Here is a 22,237-nt window from a genome sequence, read left to right as displayed (position 1 = left end):
GGCAGGGGACGCAGCGAGGCCAATTGCGAAGGCGCGAAGGATTGAATGTATGAGTGGCCTCTTGTTTTTTGAGGAAAGCCGACGCGGGGGCATTCATCAAGTCTGCGAGCTGATAGGCAGGAAAACGAGGGCGCTACGGTCAACCAACAAGTGCCCTGCGACTGATATTACCTGCGGAGTTCCTGGCCGACGGTGTCGACGAAAGTGCGGAGATCATATGACCATTAGAAAAATGGCGGTTTTCGCGCGCGCTCTTCGCTAACCGGTCATCCATCAAAACCCTGAAGGGGATTTTCCGCGAACGGCCCGGTTATGCAAGAAACTGCGTTCATTGCGGTTCTATCCAAACTATCCTGCCGTGTCGCGGTGGGGCTTCGGCATCCGTGCCTTTGCGAAGCGGTCAAAATGGCCAGGAAAGCCTGCTGGCGGCGGCGTTGATCCCAAATGCTCCCGCCTCAGGCCTCGGTGGCCAGAAAGGACTCTCCCCATGACCGATCCTCTTACGCATCTTTCCAAAATCAACCGGGTGGATCAGTTCCTGATCGGAGGAGACTGGGTAACGCCGCAGGGCAGCGCGTTCCAAGCCGTCATCGACCCCGCGACCGAAACGGAAATAGCCCGGATCCCGCTGGGTGACGCCCGGGACGTTGACAGGGCTGTCGCCGCAGCCCGGGCGGCCCTCGCCGGATGGAGTGCACGCGCACCGCAAGACCGCGCTGATATCCTGGAACGGCTGGCCGATCTGATGGAGGATCGGGCAGATATGCTGGCGCAGTGCCTGACGCGCGAAATGGGGGCCGCGCTGTCTTATGCACAAACGGCGCAGGTGCCTCTGGCCATCGCCCATGTGCGCACGGCCTGCGAGGTCTTGCGGGAGTTCGCCTTTGTCACGCAGCGCGGAACCACCGCGATTGTGCGCGAACCCATCGGGGTCGTTGCCTTGATTACGCCATGGAACTGGCCGCTCTACCAGATCACGGCCAAGGTTGCCCCGGCGCTGGCGGCGGGCTGCACCGTGGTTCTGAAACCCAGTGAGCTGGCACCGCTGAACGCGTTGCTGTTTGCCGAACTGATCGAGGAGGCGGGTGTGCCCGCCGGGGTTTTCAACCTGGTCCAGGGCGACGGACCGGGCGTGGGAACGGCTTTGTCGATCCACCGGGATGTCGACATGATCTCGATTACCGGCTCCACCAGGGCAGGCATCGCTGTCGCCAAGGCCGCGGCGGACACAGTCAAACGCGTGGCGCAAGAGCTGGGCGGCAAGTCCCCCAACCTTATCCTTCCCGATGCAGACCTGGCGCGCGCAGTGCCTCCCGGCGTGGCAGCGGCGATGCGCAATCTTGGCCAGTCGTGCAGCGCGCCGACCCGGATGATCGTGCCGCGCGCGCATTTGGCCGAAGTCGAGGACATCGTCGTCCGCGCGGTTTTGGAAATCACCGTGGGTGATCCAAGGGATGCCGGTGTGACCCACGGCGCCATCGCGAACCGGGCGCAGTTCGACCGCATCCAGCAGATGATCGAAGTCGGCATGGCAGAAGGCGCGCGAATGATCGCTGGCGGGCCGGGCCGCCCCGATGGGCTGGACAGCGGGCTTTTCGTCCGGCCAACGGTGTTTTCCGATGTCCGGAGCGACATGCGCATCGCGCAGGAGGAAATCTTTGGCCCGGTCTTGTGCGTCCTTCCCTACGACACACTTGAAGACGGCATCGCCATAGCCAATGACACGGTGTACGGACTGGGCGCGCATGTGCAGGGCCGCCATCTGGATCAGGCGCGCGCGGTCGGTCGGCAGATCCGGGCTGGACAGGTCCACCTGAACTACCCCGCGTTCGATCCGCACGCCCCCTTTGGCGGCTACCGCCAGTCGGGAAATGGCCGCGAGTTCGGGCGCGAAGGTCTGCTTGAGTATCTCGAAGTCAAATCAATGCTGGGCTATTTCCCTCAGTCCTGAGCTGCAGATCCGCCCCGGCCGATAAATCTGTCAGGACGGGGATGATCGCCATTTTCCACTGCACGGCCGCTGCATTCGGCACAAAAAGCAATTCAGCAAGGGGCAGGCTGAAGAAAACAAAAAGATCTTTGCAAAAGGCCTGCGCAACCCATTCCAACAGGAGCATCCATGTCAAATCTCGTCCCTCTCGACCCTAAACCCGATTTCGCGCCGAAGCATGCGCAACCTTTGCCCGAAAGACTGATCTCCGGCGCGCCGGCCTTTAAAACGTGGGCGCAGGACGCGTCCCGCGACGGCAGCGTGCTGACGGGGGTCTGGGAGGCGACGCCGGGCGAAACGCATTCCATCAAGGGGACGACGTTTGAATTCTGTCACATCCTGTCCGGCTCAGTCGAGATCGAAGAAACCGGCGGCGCGACGCACAGCTTTGCTGCCGGCGACAGTTTCGTGATGAAGCCCGGCTTTACCGGCGTGTGGCGCACGCTGGAAACGGTGCAGAAGATCTATGTCGTTGTTCAGGATTGATCGTGGCTCCAGCCGCGATGGCCAGAGTCACACCATGAGCCATCACCAGAAGGATATGCCCAAAGGAGCGCCGGAAACAGACTTTCCTGCTGCATCATCGGCGCGAAACCACACCATCGTGGCTTGCGAACCTTCACACTCTACTCAAAGGCGGCGAAATTCTCCCTTCCGGTTCGGCTTCGAACCGATGGACCGCCCCACAACAACGCCCCGGCCCGGTGACATCTGTCGCAGCCCGGCGCGCAGTCAAGAGGAAATACAGCCTATGGTCGCTGGAGGTCACCCCGCATCCGCCCCCGACGTCGCGCTGTCGGTTCGCGACCTTACGGTGAGCCTGCCCGTCGGCATGGAACGGCTTAACGCGATCGAGGGAGTTTCCTTCAACCTGAACCGTGGCCAGATCCTCTGCGTGATTGGCGAATCTGGATCTGGCAAGTCGATGACCGCGAGCACCATCATGGGGCTCCTGCCCAGAGGCATGGAGACCAGCGCTGGCTCTATCACGCTGGAAGGCCGCGAAATCGTCGGCATGGAAGCCGAGGAATTGCGCAGCCTGCGTGGGCGCGTCGTGTCGATGATTTTTCAGGATCCGTTGTCTGCGCTCAATCCGCTGATGACCGTTGGCGCTCAGATCGAAGAGGCCATGGCCGCCCATGGCGAAGGCACGGCCCAGTCGCGCCGGACGCGTACGGTCGAACTGCTGACCGAGGTCGGCCTGCCCGATCCGGCCATGATGTATCACCAGTATCCCTTTCGCCTGTCCGGTGGGCAGCGTCAGCGGGTGATGATTGCCATGGCGCTGTCGTTGGAGCCGACGATCCTTATTGCCGACGAACCCACCACCGCCCTTGATGTGACAACTCAGGCGCAGATCCTGACGTTGATTCGGGATATCCAGCGCCGTAAGGGCATGAGCGTCATGTTCATCACCCATGACTTCGGCGTGGTGGCCGAGATCGCTGACAGCGTCGTGGTGATGGAAAAGGGCCACGTGGTCGAACGTGGCGAGGCGGCCAAGGTTTTGAAAGCGCCGGACCACCCCTATACCAAGCGCCTGATCGCAGCGGTGCCGCACCTGCGTGCCGAGGATCGCCCGCGCGAGGCGACAGCCAGCGCCGCGGCCGAGCCGCTGCTCAAGGTGCGCAATCTGGTCAAAACCTACCGCAGTGGCAGTCGGTTGTTCCGGACAGAACGCGTTGTTCCTGCGGTGCAGGACGTCTCCTTTGAGGTGCGGCCCGGTCATACGTTGGGCGTGGTGGGCGAAAGTGGCTCGGGAAAGTCCTCGCTGGGACGGCTGCTCAATCGCCTGATGGACGTCGATTCCGGAAAGATTCTGTTCGACGGGCGTGACATTGCCCCTCTGCCGGAATCCGAGTTTCGCAGCATGCGGCCAAAGATCCAGATGATCTTTCAGGACCCTTTCGCCTCGCTGAACCCGCGCATGACAGTCGGTCAGATCCTGACTGTTGGTCCAAAAGCACATGGCATGTCGGGTTCAAAGGCGCGGGAAGAGGCCATGGAGTTGCTGAATCTTGTGGGTCTGGACGTGCGTGCGTTCGATCGATACCCGCACGAGTTTTCTGGCGGGCAGCGCCAGCGTGTCGGTGTCGCCCGCGCACTGATGTTCAAGCCGCAGCTCCTGATCGCCGATGAGGCAGTGTCGGCGCTGGATGTGTCGATCCAGGCACAAATCCTTGAACTGCTCGACCGGATCCAGCGCGAGACCGGTGTGGCAATGATTTTCATCACCCATGATCTGCGTGTCGCAAGCCAGATCTGCGACGAAATCGCGGTGATGCACAAAGGCCGGATTGTCGAGTTCGGCCGCCCCTCGCAGATCTTCTTCAATCCCGAAGCCGACTACACGAGACAGTTGGTCGCGGCGATCCCGGGGGAACGCTTCGACGACAAGACCACGGTGCCCACACAAGCGGATACCGGGACATAAACCACTACCAAAACAGGGAAAAACAAAATGAAAAAGACCAAAGAAACCGGCATGACCTTCACCCGGCGACAGACATTGCGCATGATGACCGCAGGTGGCGCGATCGGAATTGTGGCGCCCAATCTGCTGGGCAAGCCTGCCTTTGCGCAGACTCCTCCGTCCGAGCCTACAGGTCGCGTCGTGGTCGGTCTGTCGCAGGAGCCCACAGTCTTCAACCCGCTGATGCCACATATCGAAACCGATGACGGCGTTGCATTTTCAATCTTCGACGCGCTGTTCCGCATCACCCCCGAGGGTGAGATCGTTCCGAACCTTGCCACAGAGGTACCGACGATCGAGAATGGCGGTCTGTCCGAGGACGGCCTGCAATGGCGGGTCAAGCTGCGCGACGATGTAAAGTGGCACGACGGCGAGGCGTTCACCGCCGAGGACGTCAAATTCACTCTCGAGCTGATCACCAACCCCGATTTCCGCGCCTGGCGGACCACGGGCCACGATCTGGTCCGCGACATCGAAGTCGTCTCCCCGACCGAGATCACCTGGCGCATGGAAGAGCCTTTCGCGCCGTATATCTCGTTCCTGACCGAAACCTTCATCATGCCCGAGCATATCCTTGGCCAGGCAGAAGATCCCAACGATGCGCCATTCAACCAAGCGCCCGTCGGCACCGGTGCCTTCAAGTGGGGGTCGCGCCAGGCTGGCGACAATGTTTCGCTGGTGGCGAACCCGGACTACCACGGCGACGGCCCGTACATCGAACAGCTTGTGTTCAAGTACATCCCGGACATGACGGTGCTTTATACCCAGTTCCGCAGCGGGGAAGTCGACCTCGTTGGCCAGGCCTACATCACGGCCGACAATTACGCTGAAGCCAAGGCGCTCGAAGACCGCGTCGTCACGCTTGAGCCGCGCGGGACGCTCGAATCCATCTACCTCAATCAGGCCCTGCCGGTGTTCCAGGACAAGGCGGTGCGCGAGGCACTTTATTACGCTATCGACCGGAAGTCGATTATCGACATCCTGTATTTCGGTGTCGGTGGCGAAGCGGAAACCTTCATGCCGTCAACGTCGAGCTACTTCAACCCGGACCTGCCGGAGCATTCCTTCGACCTCGAAAAGGCCAAAAGCCTGCTGGACGAAGCAGGCTGGGTGCCCGGCGCTGACGGGATCCGCGAAAAGGATGGCCTGCGGCTGAGCTTTGCGAACTCCACCACCACCGGCGCGCACCTGCGCGAGCAGGCGCAGCAGTTCATTCAGCAGACCTATGCGGACATCGGTGTCGAGATGAGAATCGAAAACCTGCCGCCAGCCGTGATGTGGGGCGAATTCTGGGGCCAGTCGCAATTCGAAAGCGCCATGGTCGGGATCACCTACCTGATTGGCGCCGACCCGGATGTGACCAACCGCTTCCATAGTGATGCGATTGCAGCCAAAAGCGGCAGCGGTTCGAACAACGCGCAGTATTCCAACCCCAAGGTGGACAGCCTTCTGGAAGAGGGCGCGAAAACGTTTGATACGGAACGTCGCAAGGAAATCTACAAAGAAATCCAGGCGATCATCCGCGAGGATCTGCCGTTCCTGCCGCTGTTCCGCTACGTCAACGTCTTTGGTCGCAAGGCCGGGCTGGAAGGGTTCGAGGCAAACTCGAACGTCCGTACAGAATCCTCCAACGCTGCGCTTTGGTACTGGAGCTGAACGTCCTGTCGTCGCCCGCCCCTGGCGGTGGGCGACGGCACCTTCTGAAACCACCATTCCGAAATGGAGGGTCCCTTGGCCGCATTCCTTTTTAGCCGTTTCCTGCAAAGCGCCGTGCTTTTGGTGATCGTGTCGATCATCGGGTTTACGGTGCTAAACCTGATGCCGGGTGGGCCCCTGTCGCAATTTGCGCTCGACCCCGGCATGACACCCGCAGACATTGCCCGGATAACAGAACAACTGGGCCTCAACCGCCCGCTGCATATCCAATACCTGGAGTGGGCTTGGGGAATGTTGCAGGGCGACTGGGGCACCTCGTTCCGCGATGGCAGCCCGGTGACCGCGGTGATTGCGCGACACGTGCCCGCGACGTTGCTGTTGATGGGGTCGTCCACGGTGATCGCCGTGGCCATCGGCACCTGGATCGGCATTCGCGGAGCGACACACCGGTATTCCGGCTTTGACTATGTGGCGACGGTGGGCGCGATGGTGGCGCTGTCGATACCCACATTCTGGTTTGGCCTGATCGGTATATATGTCTTTTCCCTGAAGCTTGGTTGGCTGCCTGCCGGCAACATGTACACGATCGGGGATCAGTCGGTCCTCAACTACCTGCATCATCTTATAATGCCGTCTGTTGTGCTGGCGCTCGTCCATATCGCCATCTGGAGCCGTTTCATGCGTGGTGCGACGCTGGATGCAATCAGTCAGGATTTCGTCAAGACCGCCCGCGCCAAGGGCGTGACCGAGCGTCGCGTCGTCATGAAACATGTGGTCGGAAATGCCATGCTCCCGATGATCACGCTGGCGGGTGTGCAGATCCCGTCACTGCTGACCGGTGCGCTGGTGACCGAAACCGTTTTCACCTGGCCCGGAATGGGTCGGCTGTTTCTCGATAGCCTGGGATACAGCGACTATCCGGTCGTGATGGGGCTGCTGATGTTTTCGGCGCTGCTGACCATCGTCGCCAATTTGATCGCTGACATCACCGTCGCCCTTGTCGATCCGCGCATTCGACTGGCCTGAGTCCCAAAGAAGGATCACCTCCATGACCACCACCGACATAAACACGACCGCCGTTCCCCGCTGGTGGCAAAGTCGCGTCGCACGGCGGTTCTTTGGCCACCGCCTGGCGCTGCTGGGGCTGGTCATGATCACGCTTCTGACGTTGGCCTGCATCTTCGGACCTTATCTGCTGCCCTACGATTCACTCCACATCGACCTGCGGGGCCGGTTTTCGCCGCCGATGTCCGGGCAACACTATCTGGGCACCGATCCGTTGGGCCGCGACATCGCCGCGCGACTGTTGACGGCGGGGCGGATTTCGCTACTGGTCGGGTTCTTCGCCATGGTTCTGGCAACCATTTTGGGTACGCTGATCGGTGTGATTGCGGGCTACGGCGGACGTGTGGTCAACGCCGTTCTGATGCGCTTTGTCGATGGGTTCCTGTCCTTCCCAACGATCTTTATGTTGCTCGCCCTCGCCGTGGCGCTAAAGCCCAGCCCGGTCATGATCACCATCATCATTGCGCTTACCGGCTGGATGGAGGTCGCCCGCATCGTCGAAGCGGAGGTTCGTTCACTCAAGGAGCGTGAATTCGTGCTGGCCGGCCGGATGCTGGGGCTGGGCAAGATGCACATGATGTTCCGCGAGATCCTGCCCAACTGCATGGGGCCGATCATCGTTGCCGCGACATTGACGGTGGCCCGCGCAATTCTGTTGGAGGCCTACGTCAGCTTCCTTGGCTTCGGCATTCAGCCGCCCTTGCCCAGCTGGGGCAACATGCTGAACGGCGCGCAGCAATATCTGGGCTCGGCCCCATGGCTCGCGATCATTCCAGGTATCGCCATCACCCTTGCTGTCACCAGCTTCAATTTCATCGGCGACGGGCTGCGCGATGCGCTCGACGTCCGCAACGACAGTTTCTGAGGTCACATATGTCTAGAGACCCACGCGCGGCCGCTACCGCTATGCCCTACTGGTGGGAGGCAGCGCCCCCCCACGCTATGCCGACAACGCCGCTGCCCAAGAAGGTGGACGTGGCCATCGTCGGTGCGGGTTTTGCCGGGCTGTCTGCCGCACTGGTCCTGACGAGAGCCGGACGCTCGGTCGCGGTCTTTGACGCGATGCGTCCGGGCGAAGGTGCGTCGTCGCGCAACGGTGGCATCACCAGCGGCAACATCCGACCCGGCTTTGCAGAGATCGAGCGGCGCTTTGGTCAGGGGGCGGCGCTTGCCATCGAGGCTGAGGGCAAAGTCGCCCGTGAATTCCTCTGGGACCTGATCCGGACCGAAGGGCTGGAGTGCGATTTCAAGCTGACCGGCAATTTCAAGGGGGCGCTTGGCTACGATCAATACGACACTATGGCCCGGGCCTCTGAGACACTGAGCAAACGTTTGGGGATCGAGACCTATGCCGTTCCCCATTCGGAACAGCACAGCCATATCGGCACGGATTTCTATCGCGGCGGTACGGTAAGGATGGATGTGGGCGGTCTGCATCCGGCGAAGTTCCATGCCGAACTCTTGCGGATCACCCGCGACACGGGCGCCAGTGTTCACGGCCAGACACCCGTGACCGGGATTGTGCCGGAGGGTCCGCACTGCCGTGTAGAAACGGCCAGCGGCACGGTTCAGGCGCGGCAGGTGCTGGTGTGCACCAACGGCTATACCGACAAGGCCATGCCCGACCTGCAACGCCGCATGATCCCGGTTCGCAGCCGGATCATCGCCACCGAAGAGCTGCCCCACGAGGTCATGGACCGGCTGATGCCACGCCGCATGATGATGGGGGAAAACCGGCAGATGGGTTTCTATTATCGGCCCTCACCGGACGGGCGACGTATTCTTCTGGGCGGGCGCGATGGGTCGCGTCAGGGGGACCCGCTGGAACCGACCCTGCGCCTGCGCAACGGGCTGGCCGAGCTGTTTCCAGAGCTGGCACAGGTCAAGCTCAGCCACAGCTGGTTCGGGAACGTCGCCATGAACCGCGATATGATCCCGAGGTTGTTCGAGAAAGACGGTATTCATTATGCGACCGGGTTCTGCGGATCAGGCGTGGTCTGGGCGCCGTGGGTGGGCAGCCGCGCGGCGCACCGGCTGCTGGGCGCAGATGCAGGCCGCAGCGCCTTTGCCGCGCGCCCGCCCGCTGCCGTTCCGCTTTACAAGGGCGATCCCTGGTTCCTGCCGGCAATGCTTGGGTATTTTACAGCGCAGGACAAACTGGCGATGCGGCGGGCACGGCGATGAGCGGAACACTGCTTTTGACAAAAGAAGATGTGCGCAGCCTTATGCGCATGCCCGACGTGATCGCGGCGGTGGGGGACGCCTATCGCGCCTATAGCGGCGGTGATGTGGACCAACCGCCTTATATGGGCATTCACCTGTCCACCGACGCGGCCGAAATTGATTTCAAGGCCGGGTATCACCGCAGTGGCGAACTGGTCTCGCTCAAGGCATCGTCTGGCGGGTTCCGCCATAACCCCGACCGATTTGGCCTGCCGAACGGCATGGGAACGGTCCTGTTGTTTGACGGACAAAACGGCGCGTTGACCTGCGTGATGGATGGCAGCCTTTTGACCGGATTCCGGACGGGTGCATCCGGCGCTATTGCGGTTCAGGCGCTGGCACGGCCCGGCGCGTGCAGGCTCGCCGCTATTGGCACCGGCAATCAGGCCCGCATGCAGATCCGCGCAATCCGCGAGGTCATGCAAATCGAGAGCATCCACGCATGGGGGCGATCACCGGAGGGCGCGCAAGCCTTCGCCGCCGAGATCGAAGCGGAATTCGGCATTTCCGTGGTGTGCGCGACCTCTGCGGAACAGGCCGTCGCCGAGGCTGATGTCGTCATCACAACGACGCGGGCGAGCGGCGTCGTGCTGCAAGACGGATGGCTGCGTCCCGGCACCCTTGTCGTTGCCATCGGCGCGGATCAACCGGGCAAGCAGGAATTGGACCCTGAGCTTTTCCGTGACGCCCGAGTGGTGGTGGACGCCGCCGCCCAATGCCGCGAAAAAGGCGAGGTGCAGCATGCCCTGAAGGCCGGCATCGTGGCTGAGCCGCTTGTCGAAATCGGTGAAGTGCTGCTGGATCGCAAACCGGGCCGCGAGAGCGACGACCAGATCGTCATTTTCGATTCCACCGGCATGGCGATACAGGACAACGCGACCGCCGCCGCACTGCTTCGACTGGCGCGGGAGCGCGGGATCGGCACTTCGTTCGATTTCCTGGCACCGGCAAAATAAAAGGACCCTACGAGATGCTGGAACACCCCACACTCGATGACATTCAGGCCGCCCGTACGCGGATCGCGTCCTATGTCAATCGCACCCCGCTTCTTCGCGCCGACAGGATCGAACCTTCCGTCGGCTGTCAGCTGTTTCTCAAGGCCGAAACGCTTCAGGTGACCGGCGCTTTCAAGATCCGCGGTGCGCTCAACACCGCGCTGCAGTTGTCGCCCGAGCAGATCGCGCGCGGTTTCATCTCCTCATCTTCGGGAAATCATGCGCAGGGCCTGTCCTGGGCCGGTCGGATGCTTGGGGCGAAGGTGGTGCTGGTCCTGCCCACCACCACGCCGCAGCAAAAGGTCGACAACACCCGCGCGCTAGGGGCACAGGTGATCCTTTATGACGGCGATACCGCCGCGCGCTGGAAACAGGTCTACCGCATTGCCGAGGAAGAGGGCTACGAGACCATACACGGTTTTGAGGATCCCCGCGTGATGGCCGGACAGGGGACGATCGGCTGCGAGATCATCGAAGACCTGCCGGACGTCGATACGGTGATCGTGCCGCTTGGCGGTGGCGGGCTGATCTCTGGCGTGGCGACAGCGCTCAAGTCGCTCAAGCCATCGGTCCGGGTGATCGCTGCGGAACCGGCGCTGACGCCCAAGTATTTCCAAAGCCGGCTCAAGGGCGAACGCGTGTCACTGCCGCTGCTGGATACAATTGCGGACGGACTGCGGATCAGCGTGCCGGGACAGAACCCCTGGCCGATCATCGAACGTTACGTGGACGAGATCGTAACCGTCGAGGACGCGGACATAGTGGCGGGTATGCAGGCTTTGGCGCGGGACGCGAAACTGGTGGCGGAACCCTCTGCCGCGATCGGCGTGGGCGCTTTGCTGGCCGGGTCGATCAAGCTGCAACCGGGAGAAAAGGTTTGCACCATTCTGACCGGCGGCAACTGGGGGCTGACGGATCTTGCGGCGGTCTATGGCACCCAAACCACTGTGCCCGAGGTCGCATGATGCCTGTGGCGAGCGTGAACAAAGGCACCGGCCCCGTGTCAGAGGACTGGTTCCAGGCGGCCTTGGCCCCCATGGCGACCCGACCCGAACACGGCGATACGAGCCACGCGGTTCACATGCTCGCGCAGCACTACGGCATTGATACCGAGATCGTTCCTCTCGCTTCCGAAGTCGAACGCACTGACGAGCTGCGTCTCCCTGACGGCCGGCGCCTCATCCTCAAGACATCCGCACGGCCCGAAGCGGTCGAAAGCTTTGCCTTCCAGTCGGGCACGCTCTCGGATCTGGAGGCATACGCTGACGTGATCGCGCCAAAGGTGCTGCGGACGCGGGACGGCGCGCTGATGTTTCGCGATGGCCGGACGTGCGGCTATGTTCAAACCCGTCTGGAGGGTGCGCCTTTGCACGCAGAAGAGCAAACGCCCGCCATTGCCAGACAAAGCGGGCAGGCACTGGGCCGGCTGAACCTTGCGCTGGCGCGCTGCGATCCGCCGAGCACGCGGCGCCCGGTTCTTTGGCATATCGGCTGCTGGACCCGGCTCAGCGCGCTATCGTGTCATCTGCCGGATGGACCGCTGGCCGAGCATGTCCGGGCGGCCATGGCGGATTACCTGTCCCAAGTCGCGCCACGGCTCGACGCGCTGGACTGGCAGATCACCCACAACGACCCCAGCCCGCACAATATGCTGGAAACGCGGGGCGGCACCGGCTTCATCGACTTCGGCGATGGCGGCTGGAATCCTCGTTTACAGGACCTCGCGGTGGCCGCCGGACACATGGTCACCGACCCGGAACTGCCGCTTGGCGGGGCCGAGCAGGTGCTGGCCGGGTATGCTTCCGTGATACCGCTGTCCGACCTCGACCGGGCGGTGATCGTCGGGCTGATGCGGGCGCGGCAGGCAGCGCTGGTCCTGATCAATGCCTGGCGCTCGCATCTCTTTCCCGATCAAGCCATCTACATTAACAAGAACGTCGCACGGTCACAGAACGGATTGGCGATCCTGTCCCGGCTGGATGCCCGCGCCGAAGCGGCAGCGGTCACCGCCGCCCTGTCTCAGCCTCCTCAGGCGGCATAACCGCAGTTCCAAGCACGAGGCCAGCACTATGACCACCGATCTGATGCCCAACCGCTTTCGTCCCGGCGAGACAGACCTGCCCGCACGCGAGGCGGATCTTGTTGCCCGCCGGGACGCAGTTCTCGGCGCGTCCTATCGGCTGCAATACCGGCGGCCGGTGCATTTCGTACGTGGGCAGGGCATGTGGCTGTACGATCCGGACGGGCGGGCCTACTTGGATTTCTACAACAACGTGCCGTCACTGGGGCATGCGCACCCCGAGGTCAACGCGGCAATGACCGAGCAGGCGGGCCGGATCAGCGCCAACACCCGCTACCTCGAGCCTCGTCTGGTTGACTATGCCGAACGGTTGATTGCGACCTTTCCCGAGGCGATGGATCGCGTCGTCTTTACCTGCACCGGCAGCGAGTCGAACGATCTGGCGCTGCGCATCGCGCGCCATGTCAGCGGTAATGACGGGGTGATCGTGTCGTCCTATGCTTATCACGGCACCAGTGCCGCCGTCGCGGCGGTGTCCCCAAACCTGGGCGACGCGGTCCGGCTCAGCCCCTCGGTGCGGATGGTTACTTTGCCCGGCCCGGCGGGTATCGGGCAAGAGCAGGCGGGGGCGCATTTCGAGGCGCAGGTCAAGGCGGCGATCCACGATCTCCAACGGCGCGGCATCGGCGTCGCGGCGCTTTTGTTTGACAGCATTTTTTCCAGTGACGGCGTCTGCATTGATCCGCCAGGCTTCATCGCGGGTGGTGCCGATGCGGTACGCGCGGCGGGGGGCCTTGTCATCGCGGACGAGGTGCAACCGGGTTTCGGGCGCACCGGGGAGCATATGTGGGGTTTCCAGCGGCACGGCATCGTGCCGGACCTCGCCACCCTGGGCAAACCGATGGGCAACGGCTTTCCCATCGGCGCGGTTGTGGGCCGCAGGGATCCGATGGAAAGCTTCGGCACCACCGCGCGCTATTCGAACACCTTCGCCGGAAACACCGTGGGCATCGCCACAGCCGAAGCGGTGCTGACGATCCTGCAACGCGACGACATTCCCGGCAACGCACTGGCCATGGGTCAACGGTTGCGCCAGGGGCTGGAGTCCTTGGCGACGAGCCAGGAGATGATCGGCGAGATCCGAAATGCCGGGCTGTTCTGCGGCGTCGATATCGGCAGGCCGGATGCAACGCCACTGCAGCGGCGCAAGGCCGCACTGGACGTGGTCAACGCGATGCGGGACGACGGGGTGCTGATCAGTACAACGGGCGCCAACGAAGACACGCTGAAAATCCGGCCACCGCTGATCTGTGCTGGCGACCACGTGGACCGTTTCCTCGAAACGCTGGAAGGTGCTCTGAAACGGGTGGCAAGCGCGGTATGACTGAAGTCTTCGGCTTGTTTGCAAAGAGCGCGGAAATTGGGCAGAAAGTACCGTTTAACGCTCGAAAATGAGTAAACCTGCTTTGCGGTTTCAGCTAGGTTGCAGGCAGGGGCGCAGGGCGTCAGGACCATCAATTTTCCGGGACCAATACCCGGCCTAACCGGAGGCAAGGCCTTTGAACGACAGTTTCCGCTTCGACGCTTACGAGGCACAGGTCGAGCCGATCAAAAGTTCCGATCTTGGACGTCTGCACGAGCTGACGATCAGCGTGTTCTGGCCCCATCGCGACAGCGACCTGGACATGCTGATGAAGCTCGGCCATGGGTATATCGCCGTGGACGAAATCGGGCGCCCATTGGGATCTGCCATGCATTTTCCGATGGGCGACGACTTCGCCGTTTTGGGCATGATGGTGACGCCCCCGCGTCTGCAGGCCCAAGGCGGCGGACGTTTTCTACTAAAGAGGATCATGGCCGATTGCGAAGGTCGGGACCTGCGCCTGAACGCGACACGTTCGGGATACCGCCTGTACCAGAGCGTGGGCTTCCAGCACGTGAAGACCGTGTTCCAGCATCAGGGCATTGTCAGCGCTCCACCTGCGGTTGACTCCATAGATGGAATCGAACTCTCCCCGATCACGATGGATGACCGCCCCGCGGTGAAAATGATGGATCAGATCGCCTTTGGAGCGGATCGCCCGGCAGTGATCGATGCCCTTCTGGATATCTCGACCGGCGTGGTTGCGTCCCGCGCAGGGAAACCTTGCGGGATCGCGCTGATGCGGCGTTTCGGAAAGGGTTACGTCATTGGCCCGCTGATCGCCGAGTCCGAGACGCTGGCGGTTCAAATGGTGGCTGACCTGCTGCGTCAGGTGCCCGGTCACTTCGTGCGGCTGGACACGCCCTGCGATGGTCCCTTGTTGACCGGTTTTTTGACGGCGTCCGGCATGACGCGTCACGATCAGGTTACCGAGATGCGCATTGGCGGTCATATGCGGCCCGAAGAAGGTCTGGTGATGTACGGTCTGGCAGCGCATTCGCTGGGGTAGGGCGCTGCAAGACCTCTTTACGAGAGCCGGTCCTTCAGGCTGAACCACAGTCCTGCCAGCGGTAGAAACCAAGGCTTGCCGTTCAGCGCCGGGACTGCGGGCCAGTCGATACCGTCGAGAGGATTGGTATCGCGCCGCCCCATGGCCAGATCCGCCAGAACCTGACCCAACAGGGTCGACATCTGTGCGCCGTGACCTGAATATCCCATGCCATAGACCATGCCGTCGGCCTCACCCGCGCGGGGGAAGCGGTCGCTCGTCAGCCCGACAAGCCCGCCCCAGCAATAGTCGATCTCTACCTTTTTGAGTTGAGGAAAGATGCCGGTCATTGCCTCCCGGAGCAGCTCTCCAGAGACGGCATCCGATTTTTGGTCAGACCGGGCAGAGAAGCGCGCGCGACCGCCCAGGATCAGACGGTTGTCTGGCGACAGGCGGAAATAGTTTCCGATATTCAGCGAGTTGACGCAGGTACGGTTGCCCGGCATTGTCCCGGCCACTTCCACTTCCGAAAGCGGTCGCGTGGCGATGACGAAGGAAGCTATCGGAATGATACGCTTGCGGAAGTAGCCTAGTGGTGCCTTCGGCACTTGCGCCGAATAGGCTCCGGTCGCGGCGATCACCGTGTCCGCATGCAAGCTGCCGCGGGGTGTGTCCAGCTGCCATCCCCCGGCTGCCTTTTGCCGCCCCGTGACCGGAGCATTCTCCCACAGGTCTACGCCATGGCGCTTGGTTGCATCCGCAAGGCCCGTCAGATAGCGGCCCATGTGCATCATCGCGGATTTTTCGAACAGAGCGGCCCCGTGAAAGCTCTGGGAGCCTATCTCGCCTTCCAGCTCCGACCGGTCCAGCCAGCGCGTCGCCGGATCGACCTCCTTTGCAACAAGCTCTTGGTTTGCACGTAAACCAGCGACGTGGCTTGGCTTTGAGGCCAGCTTCAGCTTGCCTGCACGTCTGAAGTCACAGGCGATGCCTTCCTCCGCGATGACGTCCTCAATCATCTCAATCGATCGGTCGTAGGCGCGGTAGAGCCGCTTTGCCCGCTCGTCTCCCAGATGCGTCTTGGCGTCGGCATAGCCGTGGGCGATGCCATTGTTGAGATGACCGCCATTGCGACCGGATCCTCCGGCACCGACATGTCCGGCCTCGAGAAGCGCCACACGAACACCTTCGCGCGCCAGCTTGCGCGCGGCGTTGAGCCCGGTGAAGCCGCCGCCGATCACCGCCACGTCGTAGCGACCCTCGACAGGGCCGGTCTGCCCGCCGGTAAAAGCGGGCGCCGTATCGTGCCAATAGGATGCAAATTTCATCGCTCAGAGCCCCAGTACAGTGGGCAGTTGCGATATATCCGGGATCTCTGTGTAGCCATAGTAAGGATTTGCAGGCTCGTGGCCGCGGTTGACCCAGACCTTGTTGCGGATGCCCAGATCATGCGCGGTCATCAGGTCGTAGCGAAAGCTCGAAGAGATATGCAGGACGTCTTCGGGGCCGCATCCCAGCGTGTCGAACATGTACTCGAAGGCCTGCATGTGCGGCTTGTAGGCCCCCGCACTTTCCGCCGTCAGAACATGGGCGATGGGCGCGCCCAGTTTGGCGATATTATGCGGGATCTGTTCGTTCATCGAGTTGGTCAGGGCCACCAGGGGGAATTCCTCGGCCACGCGGGCAAGGCCCGCGGGCACGTCGGGGTTCGGGCCCCAGGTCGGCACGCGGTTGTAGATTTCTGCGGCCACATCTGGGTTGAAAACAACACCGTTGCGCTTGCAGGTGCGTTCTAGCGCGTTGTGGACAACCTCGGCATAAGGTTTCCAATCCTGCAGCACCTCGTCCAGCCGGTAGGCCGAGAAGTCGCGGATAAACTCTTCCATCTGCTCTGGCGAGAGATTGGCGCCGTAGTGATCGCGCGCCGCACCGGCCATGTCGAAATAAATCATGGTGCCGTGGCAATCAAAACTGATGAATTTGGGGCGGAAGGTCATGGGGGTCTCCGATTTCCTGACTATGTCCCAGCATCTTCATTTCAAAGCGTCAGAGGTGCTGGCTTGGTCCGGTCAAAGGCAGGAAATTTCGTTTACGCGTAAACTTGAAGCATAGCCTGCCGGAACCTTGCGGAAGTCGGGGCCCGCTTTGGCATGGGACGGCGCATTCTGATCGTGACACACGAACAAAGAGAGCCGCGCATGTCACGATTGACCATGACACCTGAAGAAATGCTGACGAAACTGGTGGGATTCGACAGCGTTGTCGGTCGCGGGAATGGCCCTATCGTCGCCTTTATTCAGGACTGGCTGTCGGCTCAGGAGGGGGTGAAGGTGCATGTGTTGCCGGGGCCGGAGGGCGACCGTTCGAACATTTTTGCCAGCATTGGTCCAGTGGACCGGCCGGGATATGTGTTGTCCGGCCACCTTGACGTGGTTCCCGCGACGGAGCCTGGCTGGCGGGCCGACCCGTTCGTCCTGCGCGACGACGGCGGGCGGTTGATCGGGCGAGGAGCTTGCGACATGAAGGGTTTCGTGGCGGCGGCGCTTGCCATGGTTCCAGAACTGGCCGCCATGGACCTTCAGGTGCCGATCCATCTGGCGTTGTCCTACGATGAGGAGGCCGGCTGTCGGGGCGTACCGCATTTGCTGGCCGCACTCCCCGGGCTTTGTGCGCTGCCTGTCGGCGCGATCATCGGGGAGCCGTCGGGACTGGTCCCGGTCCTCGCGCACAAGGGCAAGGCCGCGATCAGGGTGTCGGCGGAGGGTGTCGCTGGCCATTCCTCTCGTCCCGACCTGGGTCAGAATGCCATCCACGCGCTTGTGCCCGTGCTGGCGGCTGCGGTCGCGCAGGCCGCCGACCTGATGAAGGGGGCGACCGATCCGCGCTTTGCCCCCCCTTGGTCCAGCTTGCAAATCGGCACTGTCGCGGGCGGTCAGGCATTAAACATCATCCCCGAACGGTCCGAGGCACAGATCGAGGCGCGCGCCATCGCCGGTGTGGACCCTCTGGAGCTCTTGGCCCCGGTCATCGCCGCAGCCGAAGCCGCCCGCGTAGAGGTAGAGATGATTTCGACCTATCCCGCGCTTTCGCTGGCCGCCGACGATCCACTTGCCGACAAGATTGCGACGCTTTCCGGTTTCACGCCGCTTGCGGCCGTAAGCTACGGCACCGAGGCGGGCCTGTTTCAGGCGGCGGGCGTCCCTGCAGTGGTCTGCGGGCCGGGAGATATCGCGCGCGCCCATAAGCCGGAAGAATACCTGACCCGAGACGAGCTGCACGCCACCTACGCGCTGATCCGGCGACTTGGGGAAAGTTTGGCGGTGTGACAGCATTTTCTGCGGCCCCGGCCCGTACGCTTTGGCTTATGCTGCCGCGCGTCTCCGCGATCAAGCGACAGATGCTCTTGGCGGATCGCTAGATTGCAGACAGATGTGAAGGATTCCTACCATGACCCAAGTTGACACCTCGCCCCCATCTGCGATTGAGCTCGTACCATTCACGCAGGCACATATCCCAGGCGCGCTTGCCTTGTCGCAAGCCGCGCAATGGCCACACCGGATCGAAGACTGGGAACTTAATCTCTCAGTATCTCAAGGTGTTGTCGCTGTTTCCGGTGGTCGGGTCGTGGGGACCGCTCTGTGTTCGCTGCACGGACCCGTGGCTACCCTGAACATGATCATTGTTGACGGGGCGATGCGAGGCCGGGGGCTGGGCCGCAAGGTGATGGAGCGTGTGATCGCACTGGCCGGGGACCGCGAAATGCGCCTCGTTGCCACGCAGGACGGTCTTCCACTTTACCGAAAGCTAGGGTTCGAGGACTGCGGGCGTGTGGTCCAGTTGCGTGGGACGGCCTGCGCCGCGAGCCCCGAACTGCCGGTGTCTTTCGAGCCCGTAGACCTGGCTAAACTGGCGCAAATGGATACAGCGGCCAGCGGGATGGCGCGCGGGCCGCTCCTTATGCGGATCGCAGAAAGCGGCGAGGTGCTGACCACCGATGGCGGCTTTGCCTTGCTGCGACGGTTCGGCAAAGGGCATGTTCTCGGCCCGGTTGTCGCGCGGGATGCTGTTGCTGCCCGGTCGCTTCTTGCCGCCGGGATGAATCACATGCAGGGACAGTTCCTGCGGATCGACTTGATCGAAGAAACGGGCCTCGCCCCATTTGTCGAGGGCCTGGGGCTAGCGGTTGCCGGAGACGGCATCTGCATGGTTCGTAACACTAGAACATGGCCCGCATCCGATTATCGGACACATGCCCTGATCTCCCAAGCGCTCGGCTGAAAGGTTGACATGACAATGCTGAAACACACTCCCCTTGCCAATTCTCTGTCCGAGCTGGACCGACGCCACCTTGTTCACCCGGTGTCGTCCTACCGAGGACATGAGGCGCGCGGCGTGCGCGTGCTGACTTCGGCCAAAGGCGCGACCGTCACAGATGCCGAAGGGCGGGAGCTGATCGACGGCTTTGCCGGGCTTTGGTGCGTGAACGCCGGCTACGGGCAAGAGAGCGTCATTGAGGCGGCGACGCGGCAAATGCGTGAGCTTCCTTACGCGACCGGCTATTTCGACCTCGGGGCCGAAGCGCCCATCCGCCTTGCTGCCGCGCTGGCCGACCGTGCGCCGGGCGACCTGAACCACGTCTATTTCACCCTTGGCGGATCGGACGCCGTGGACAGCACGATCCGCTTTGTCCGCTACTACTGGCACGCGCAAGGCCAGCCGCAGCGGGACCAGTTCATTTCGGTGGCGTCAGGGTATCATGGCTCCTCCAGCATGGGTGCGGGGCTGACGGCGCTGCCGATCTTCCACGAGGGGTTCGGCCTGCCGCACGAGGGGCAACACAAGATTGCCTCGCACGACCTCTACCGTAACCCGCTGGCCGACGACCCGCAGGCGGTGATCGACGCCTCGGTGGCCGAACTGCGCGCAAAGATAGAGACGATCGGCGCCGAGCGCGTCGCCGCCTTCTATGTCGAGCCGATCCAAGGGTCGGGTGGTGTACTGGTGCCACCTCCGGGCTGGATCAAGGCGATGCGCGAGGTCTGCACCGAACACGGTATTCTTTTTGTCGCGGACGAGGTCATTACCGCCTTTGGCAGGACCGGGCCGCTGTTCGCCTGCGAGGACGAAGGCATCGTGCCCGATTTGATGACCGTCGCGAAGGGCCTGACCTCGGGCTATGTGCCCATGGGGGCCGTGCTGATGTCGGACGCCGTTTATGACGTGATCGCTGATGGGGCGGGGGCAAAGGCCGTCGGCCACGGGTTCACCTATTCGGCGCATCCCGTCTCTGCTGCGGTCGGGCTGGAGGTGCTCGCCCTGTACGAAGGCGGGCTGCTGGAAAATGGCCGTGCCATGGGCGCGCGGTTGCAGGCTGGTCTGCAAGGGCTGATGGATCATCCGCTTGTGGGTGACGTGCGTGGCCGCGGCATGCTGGCGGCGGTTGAACTGGTCACGGACAAGGTTGCGAAAACGCCTGTTCCCGCCAGCCTGAACGCCGCGACGCGGCTGTTCGACCGCGCTTGGGATCAGGGTCTGGTCGTGCGCGCCTTCCCGCAAGGTGTCTTTGGCTACGCGCCGCCGCTATGCTGCACGGCGGCGGAGATAGATGCCATCGTCGACCGCACGCGCAAGGTGCTGGATCTGACCTTGGAAGATCCCGAAATTCGCGAGGTGATGCGCTGATGTCCCTGCTTTTCCTGTCTACCCCGTCCCGTCTGCCCGTCTGGCGGTCGATGTTTGCGTCCGAAGGCGAAACGCTGATCGAGGGTGAGGCTGCGGTGACCGATCCCGCAGAAGTGACGGCTATCGCCTGCTGGCTGCCGCCAGAAGATCTGTCGCGCTATCCCAACCTGCGTGCAGTCATCTCTGTCGGGGCCGGCGTTGACCATTTGCCTCCGATGCCGGACGGCGTGATGCTGTCGCGCACGCTGGCGCCAGGAATCGAAGCGATGGTGCGGGACTGGGTGGTCATGGCCACGCTGATGCTGCATCGGGACATGCCAGCCTATCTCGATCAGGCCCAACGCGGCGACTGGAAGGGGCAACCGGTACGCCTCACCGCCTCCCGCCGCGTCGGGATCCTGGGGATGGGTCGGATCGGGACGCTGGCGGCCCAAACCCTTCAGGGCCTGGGGTTCGATGTGGCCGGCCTGTCGCGCTCGGGCCATGCCGATGCGGTTGCGATGTTTCCTGCGTCAGATTTCGACGGCTTTCTGGCAAGGAGCGATCTGCTTGTCTGTTTGCTACCGCTGACAAACGAGACGCAGGGTATCCTGAATGCAAAGACCTTTTCTGCGTTGCCTCAGGGGGCCGCGTTGGTCCACGCGGGCCGGGGCGCGCATCTGGATACGGAGGCGCTGCGGGGGGCGCTCAATTCTGGCCAGATCTCCACCGCTATGCTGGACGTCACTAACCCCGAACCGCTGCCCGCCGGTCATTGGATGTGGGGTGATCCGCGGGTGATCGTAACACCCCATGTCGCCGCGCAGACCGACGCAGGCGAGGGCGCGCGCCACGCGCTGGCCGTCATGCGGTCGCTGCGGGATGGCCCCCCCATGCCCGGCCTCGTGGACCCCTCCCGCGGGTATTGATGCGAAATTAATAAGAATCGCCGAACAAGCGCGCCAGATCCATGTGCTGGCGCGCGAACGGGGTCTTGAGCACAACGAAGCTGAAATACTTGTCGATGCCGAGCTCTCGGTCGACCAGCCCCTCCACGATGGACTGGTAATCGTCGATCCCGGCGGTGACAAATTTCACGAGGTAGTCGTATCCGCCTGAAACCAGATGGCACTCCACGCAGGTGTCGGTCTTTTCCAAAGCCTCCTGAAAGCGTGCAAAATCTATCTGGCGGTGGTTCTTCAGCGTGAACTCGGTAAAAACCGTCATCGTCGAGCCAAGGCGTGCCAAGTCAATTTGAGCCGAATAGCCCGATATATAACCCGCCTGCTGGAGCTTCTTGACACGCATCAGACATGGGGAAGGCGACAGGTTCACCTCGTCAGCCAGTTCAACGTTTGTGATCCGGCCGTTGCGCTGTAGCACCGCGAGAATCTTTACGTCGATCCGGTCGAGCTTGTAGGCCGGCTTCATCGCTTTTCCTTGTTCCTGCTTCGCATGCGCCAATGCCCACCCGGTGTTTCCCCCCATGCTCTTATTTACCATCTGGTTTCAACAGAAAATGCTGTTTGCACGGGCCATTGCGAAAGAACCCGCTTTATTGCGGCGGGTAGGGTGGGGTCAAACGAAAGGTCTGCACATGTCCGCACCACTCCTGGCGGTGACTACATCCAATACGATTCCCAAAGACGCCGATTGCGTCGTGATCGGTGGCGGCATCGTCGGCGTCTGTGCCGCCTGGTGGTTGGCGCGGGAAGGCCAGAACGTCGTGCTGGTCGAAAAGGG

At 62.3% G+C, this 22,237-nt stretch carries 21 protein-coding genes; 17 read left to right on the top strand and 4 right to left on the bottom strand.

Annotated features, from left to right (window positions below; genetic code table 11):
* Positions 1-487 precede the first annotated feature (487 nt).
* A complete protein-coding gene (locus GGQ68_RS22625; RefSeq protein ID WP_183970056.1) occupies positions 488-1,951 on the top strand; it encodes an aldehyde dehydrogenase family protein in 1,464 nt (487 codons plus the stop codon).
* Here the strand turns inward: GGQ68_RS22625 and GGQ68_RS22620 are convergent.
* Complete coding sequence (locus GGQ68_RS22620) at positions 1,917-2,126, bottom strand: hypothetical protein (RefSeq protein ID WP_183970054.1); 210 nt, start codon at positions 2,124-2,126, stop codon at positions 1,917-1,919. The two genes, GGQ68_RS22625 and GGQ68_RS22620, sit on opposite strands and share 35 nt — an antisense overlap.
* Here GGQ68_RS22620 and GGQ68_RS22615 point away from each other — a divergent pair.
* From GGQ68_RS22615 to GGQ68_RS22565, 11 genes are all read left to right on the top strand, one after another.
* The gene (locus tag GGQ68_RS22615) at positions 2,120-2,476 is read left to right on the top strand and encodes a cupin domain-containing protein (RefSeq protein ID WP_183970052.1); all 357 of its coding nucleotides are present in this window, start codon (positions 2,120-2,122) and stop codon (positions 2,474-2,476) included. The two genes, GGQ68_RS22620 and GGQ68_RS22615, sit on opposite strands and share 7 nt — an antisense overlap.
* Positions 2,477-2,741: 265 nt before the next feature.
* Entirely contained in the window at positions 2,742-4,424 is a 1,683-nt protein-coding gene (locus GGQ68_RS22610; protein ID WP_246429515.1) for an ABC transporter ATP-binding protein, read from the top strand.
* 27 nt (positions 4,425-4,451) lie between these two features.
* A complete protein-coding gene (locus tag GGQ68_RS22605; RefSeq protein WP_183970048.1) occupies positions 4,452-6,119 on the top strand; it encodes a peptide ABC transporter substrate-binding protein in 1,668 nt (555 codons plus the stop codon).
* 75 nt (positions 6,120-6,194) lie between these two features.
* Positions 6,195-7,145: an ABC transporter permease gene (locus GGQ68_RS22600; RefSeq protein ID WP_183970046.1), complete on the top strand. Its 951-nt coding sequence runs from the start codon at positions 6,195-6,197 to the stop codon at positions 7,143-7,145.
* A gap of 22 nt (positions 7,146-7,167) precedes the next feature.
* Positions 7,168-8,049, top strand: coding sequence for an ABC transporter permease (locus tag GGQ68_RS22595; protein ID WP_183970044.1), 882 nt, complete (start codon positions 7,168-7,170; stop codon positions 8,047-8,049).
* Positions 8,050-8,057: 8 nt separating this feature from the next.
* Positions 8,058-9,368: an NAD(P)/FAD-dependent oxidoreductase gene (locus GGQ68_RS22590; protein ID WP_183970042.1), complete on the top strand. Its 1,311-nt coding sequence runs from the start codon at positions 8,058-8,060 to the stop codon at positions 9,366-9,368.
* Positions 9,365-10,363: an ornithine cyclodeaminase family protein gene (locus GGQ68_RS22585; RefSeq protein WP_183970040.1), complete on the top strand. Its 999-nt coding sequence runs from the start codon at positions 9,365-9,367 to the stop codon at positions 10,361-10,363. The genes GGQ68_RS22590 and GGQ68_RS22585 overlap by 4 nt, the downstream gene beginning before the upstream one ends.
* A gap of 14 nt (positions 10,364-10,377) precedes the next feature.
* Positions 10,378-11,367 (top strand): threonine ammonia-lyase, encoded by a 990-nt coding sequence (locus tag GGQ68_RS22580; protein ID WP_183970038.1) that lies wholly within the window; start codon positions 10,378-10,380, stop codon positions 11,365-11,367.
* Entirely contained in the window at positions 11,364-12,443 is a 1,080-nt protein-coding gene (locus GGQ68_RS22575; RefSeq protein ID WP_183970036.1) for a phosphotransferase enzyme family protein, read from the top strand. Before GGQ68_RS22580 ends, GGQ68_RS22575 begins: the two co-directional genes overlap by 4 nt.
* A gap of 28 nt (positions 12,444-12,471) precedes the next feature.
* On the top strand, positions 12,472-13,806 hold the full coding sequence (locus tag GGQ68_RS22570) for an aspartate aminotransferase family protein (protein ID WP_183970034.1): 1,335 nt from the start codon (positions 12,472-12,474) through the stop codon (positions 13,804-13,806).
* A gap of 175 nt (positions 13,807-13,981) precedes the next feature.
* Positions 13,982-14,854 (top strand): GNAT family N-acetyltransferase, encoded by an 873-nt coding sequence (locus GGQ68_RS22565; protein WP_183970032.1) that lies wholly within the window; start codon positions 13,982-13,984, stop codon positions 14,852-14,854.
* 17 nt (positions 14,855-14,871) lie between these two features.
* Here GGQ68_RS22565 and GGQ68_RS22560 read toward each other — a convergent pair whose 3' ends face one another.
* Together GGQ68_RS22560 and GGQ68_RS22555 are read right to left on the bottom strand one after the other, a co-directional pair.
* Positions 14,872-16,161 (bottom strand): NAD(P)/FAD-dependent oxidoreductase, encoded by a 1,290-nt coding sequence (locus GGQ68_RS22560; protein ID WP_183970030.1) that lies wholly within the window; start codon positions 16,159-16,161, stop codon positions 14,872-14,874.
* A 3-nt stretch (positions 16,162-16,164) separates the two neighbouring features.
* Positions 16,165-16,830 (bottom strand): haloacid dehalogenase type II, encoded by a 666-nt coding sequence (locus GGQ68_RS22555; RefSeq protein ID WP_183970028.1) that lies wholly within the window; start codon positions 16,828-16,830, stop codon positions 16,165-16,167.
* Between the two features lie 201 nt (positions 16,831-17,031).
* Between GGQ68_RS22555 and argE the strand changes: the two genes are divergently transcribed.
* From argE to GGQ68_RS22535, 4 genes are all read left to right on the top strand, one after another.
* Positions 17,032-18,159, top strand: a complete 1,128-nt coding sequence (gene argE / locus GGQ68_RS22550) for an acetylornithine deacetylase (protein ID WP_246429514.1) — start codon at positions 17,032-17,034, stop codon at positions 18,157-18,159.
* A 121-nt stretch (positions 18,160-18,280) separates the two neighbouring features.
* Entirely contained in the window at positions 18,281-19,111 is an 831-nt protein-coding gene (locus tag GGQ68_RS22545; RefSeq protein ID WP_183970026.1) for a GNAT family N-acetyltransferase, read from the top strand.
* 9 nt (positions 19,112-19,120) lie between these two features.
* Positions 19,121-20,515, top strand: coding sequence for an aminotransferase class III-fold pyridoxal phosphate-dependent enzyme (locus tag GGQ68_RS22540; RefSeq protein WP_246429513.1), 1,395 nt, complete (start codon positions 19,121-19,123; stop codon positions 20,513-20,515).
* Positions 20,515-21,423, top strand: coding sequence for a 2-hydroxyacid dehydrogenase (locus tag GGQ68_RS22535; protein ID WP_183970024.1), 909 nt, complete (start codon positions 20,515-20,517; stop codon positions 21,421-21,423). Before GGQ68_RS22540 ends, GGQ68_RS22535 begins: the two co-directional genes overlap by 1 nt.
* Positions 21,424-21,430: 7 nt before the next feature.
* On the opposite strand, the gene GGQ68_RS22530 is transcribed toward GGQ68_RS22535, so the two are convergent.
* Positions 21,431-21,982 (bottom strand): Lrp/AsnC family transcriptional regulator, encoded by a 552-nt coding sequence (locus tag GGQ68_RS22530; RefSeq protein WP_246429512.1) that lies wholly within the window; start codon positions 21,980-21,982, stop codon positions 21,431-21,433.
* Here GGQ68_RS22530 and GGQ68_RS24755 point away from each other — a divergent pair.
* On the top strand, positions 21,981-22,237 hold a 257-nt coding region (locus GGQ68_RS24755), incomplete at its 3' end, for an FAD-dependent oxidoreductase (protein WP_343056059.1). The two genes, GGQ68_RS22530 and GGQ68_RS24755, sit on opposite strands and share 2 nt — an antisense overlap.

Source organism: Sagittula marina, from assembly GCF_014196795.1.
In the GTDB taxonomy this organism is placed as follows: domain Bacteria; phylum Pseudomonadota; class Alphaproteobacteria; order Rhodobacterales; family Rhodobacteraceae; genus Sagittula; species Sagittula marina.
Note: the sequence above shows the minus strand (reverse complement) of the source record. Positions and strands in the feature narration are given on the sequence as shown.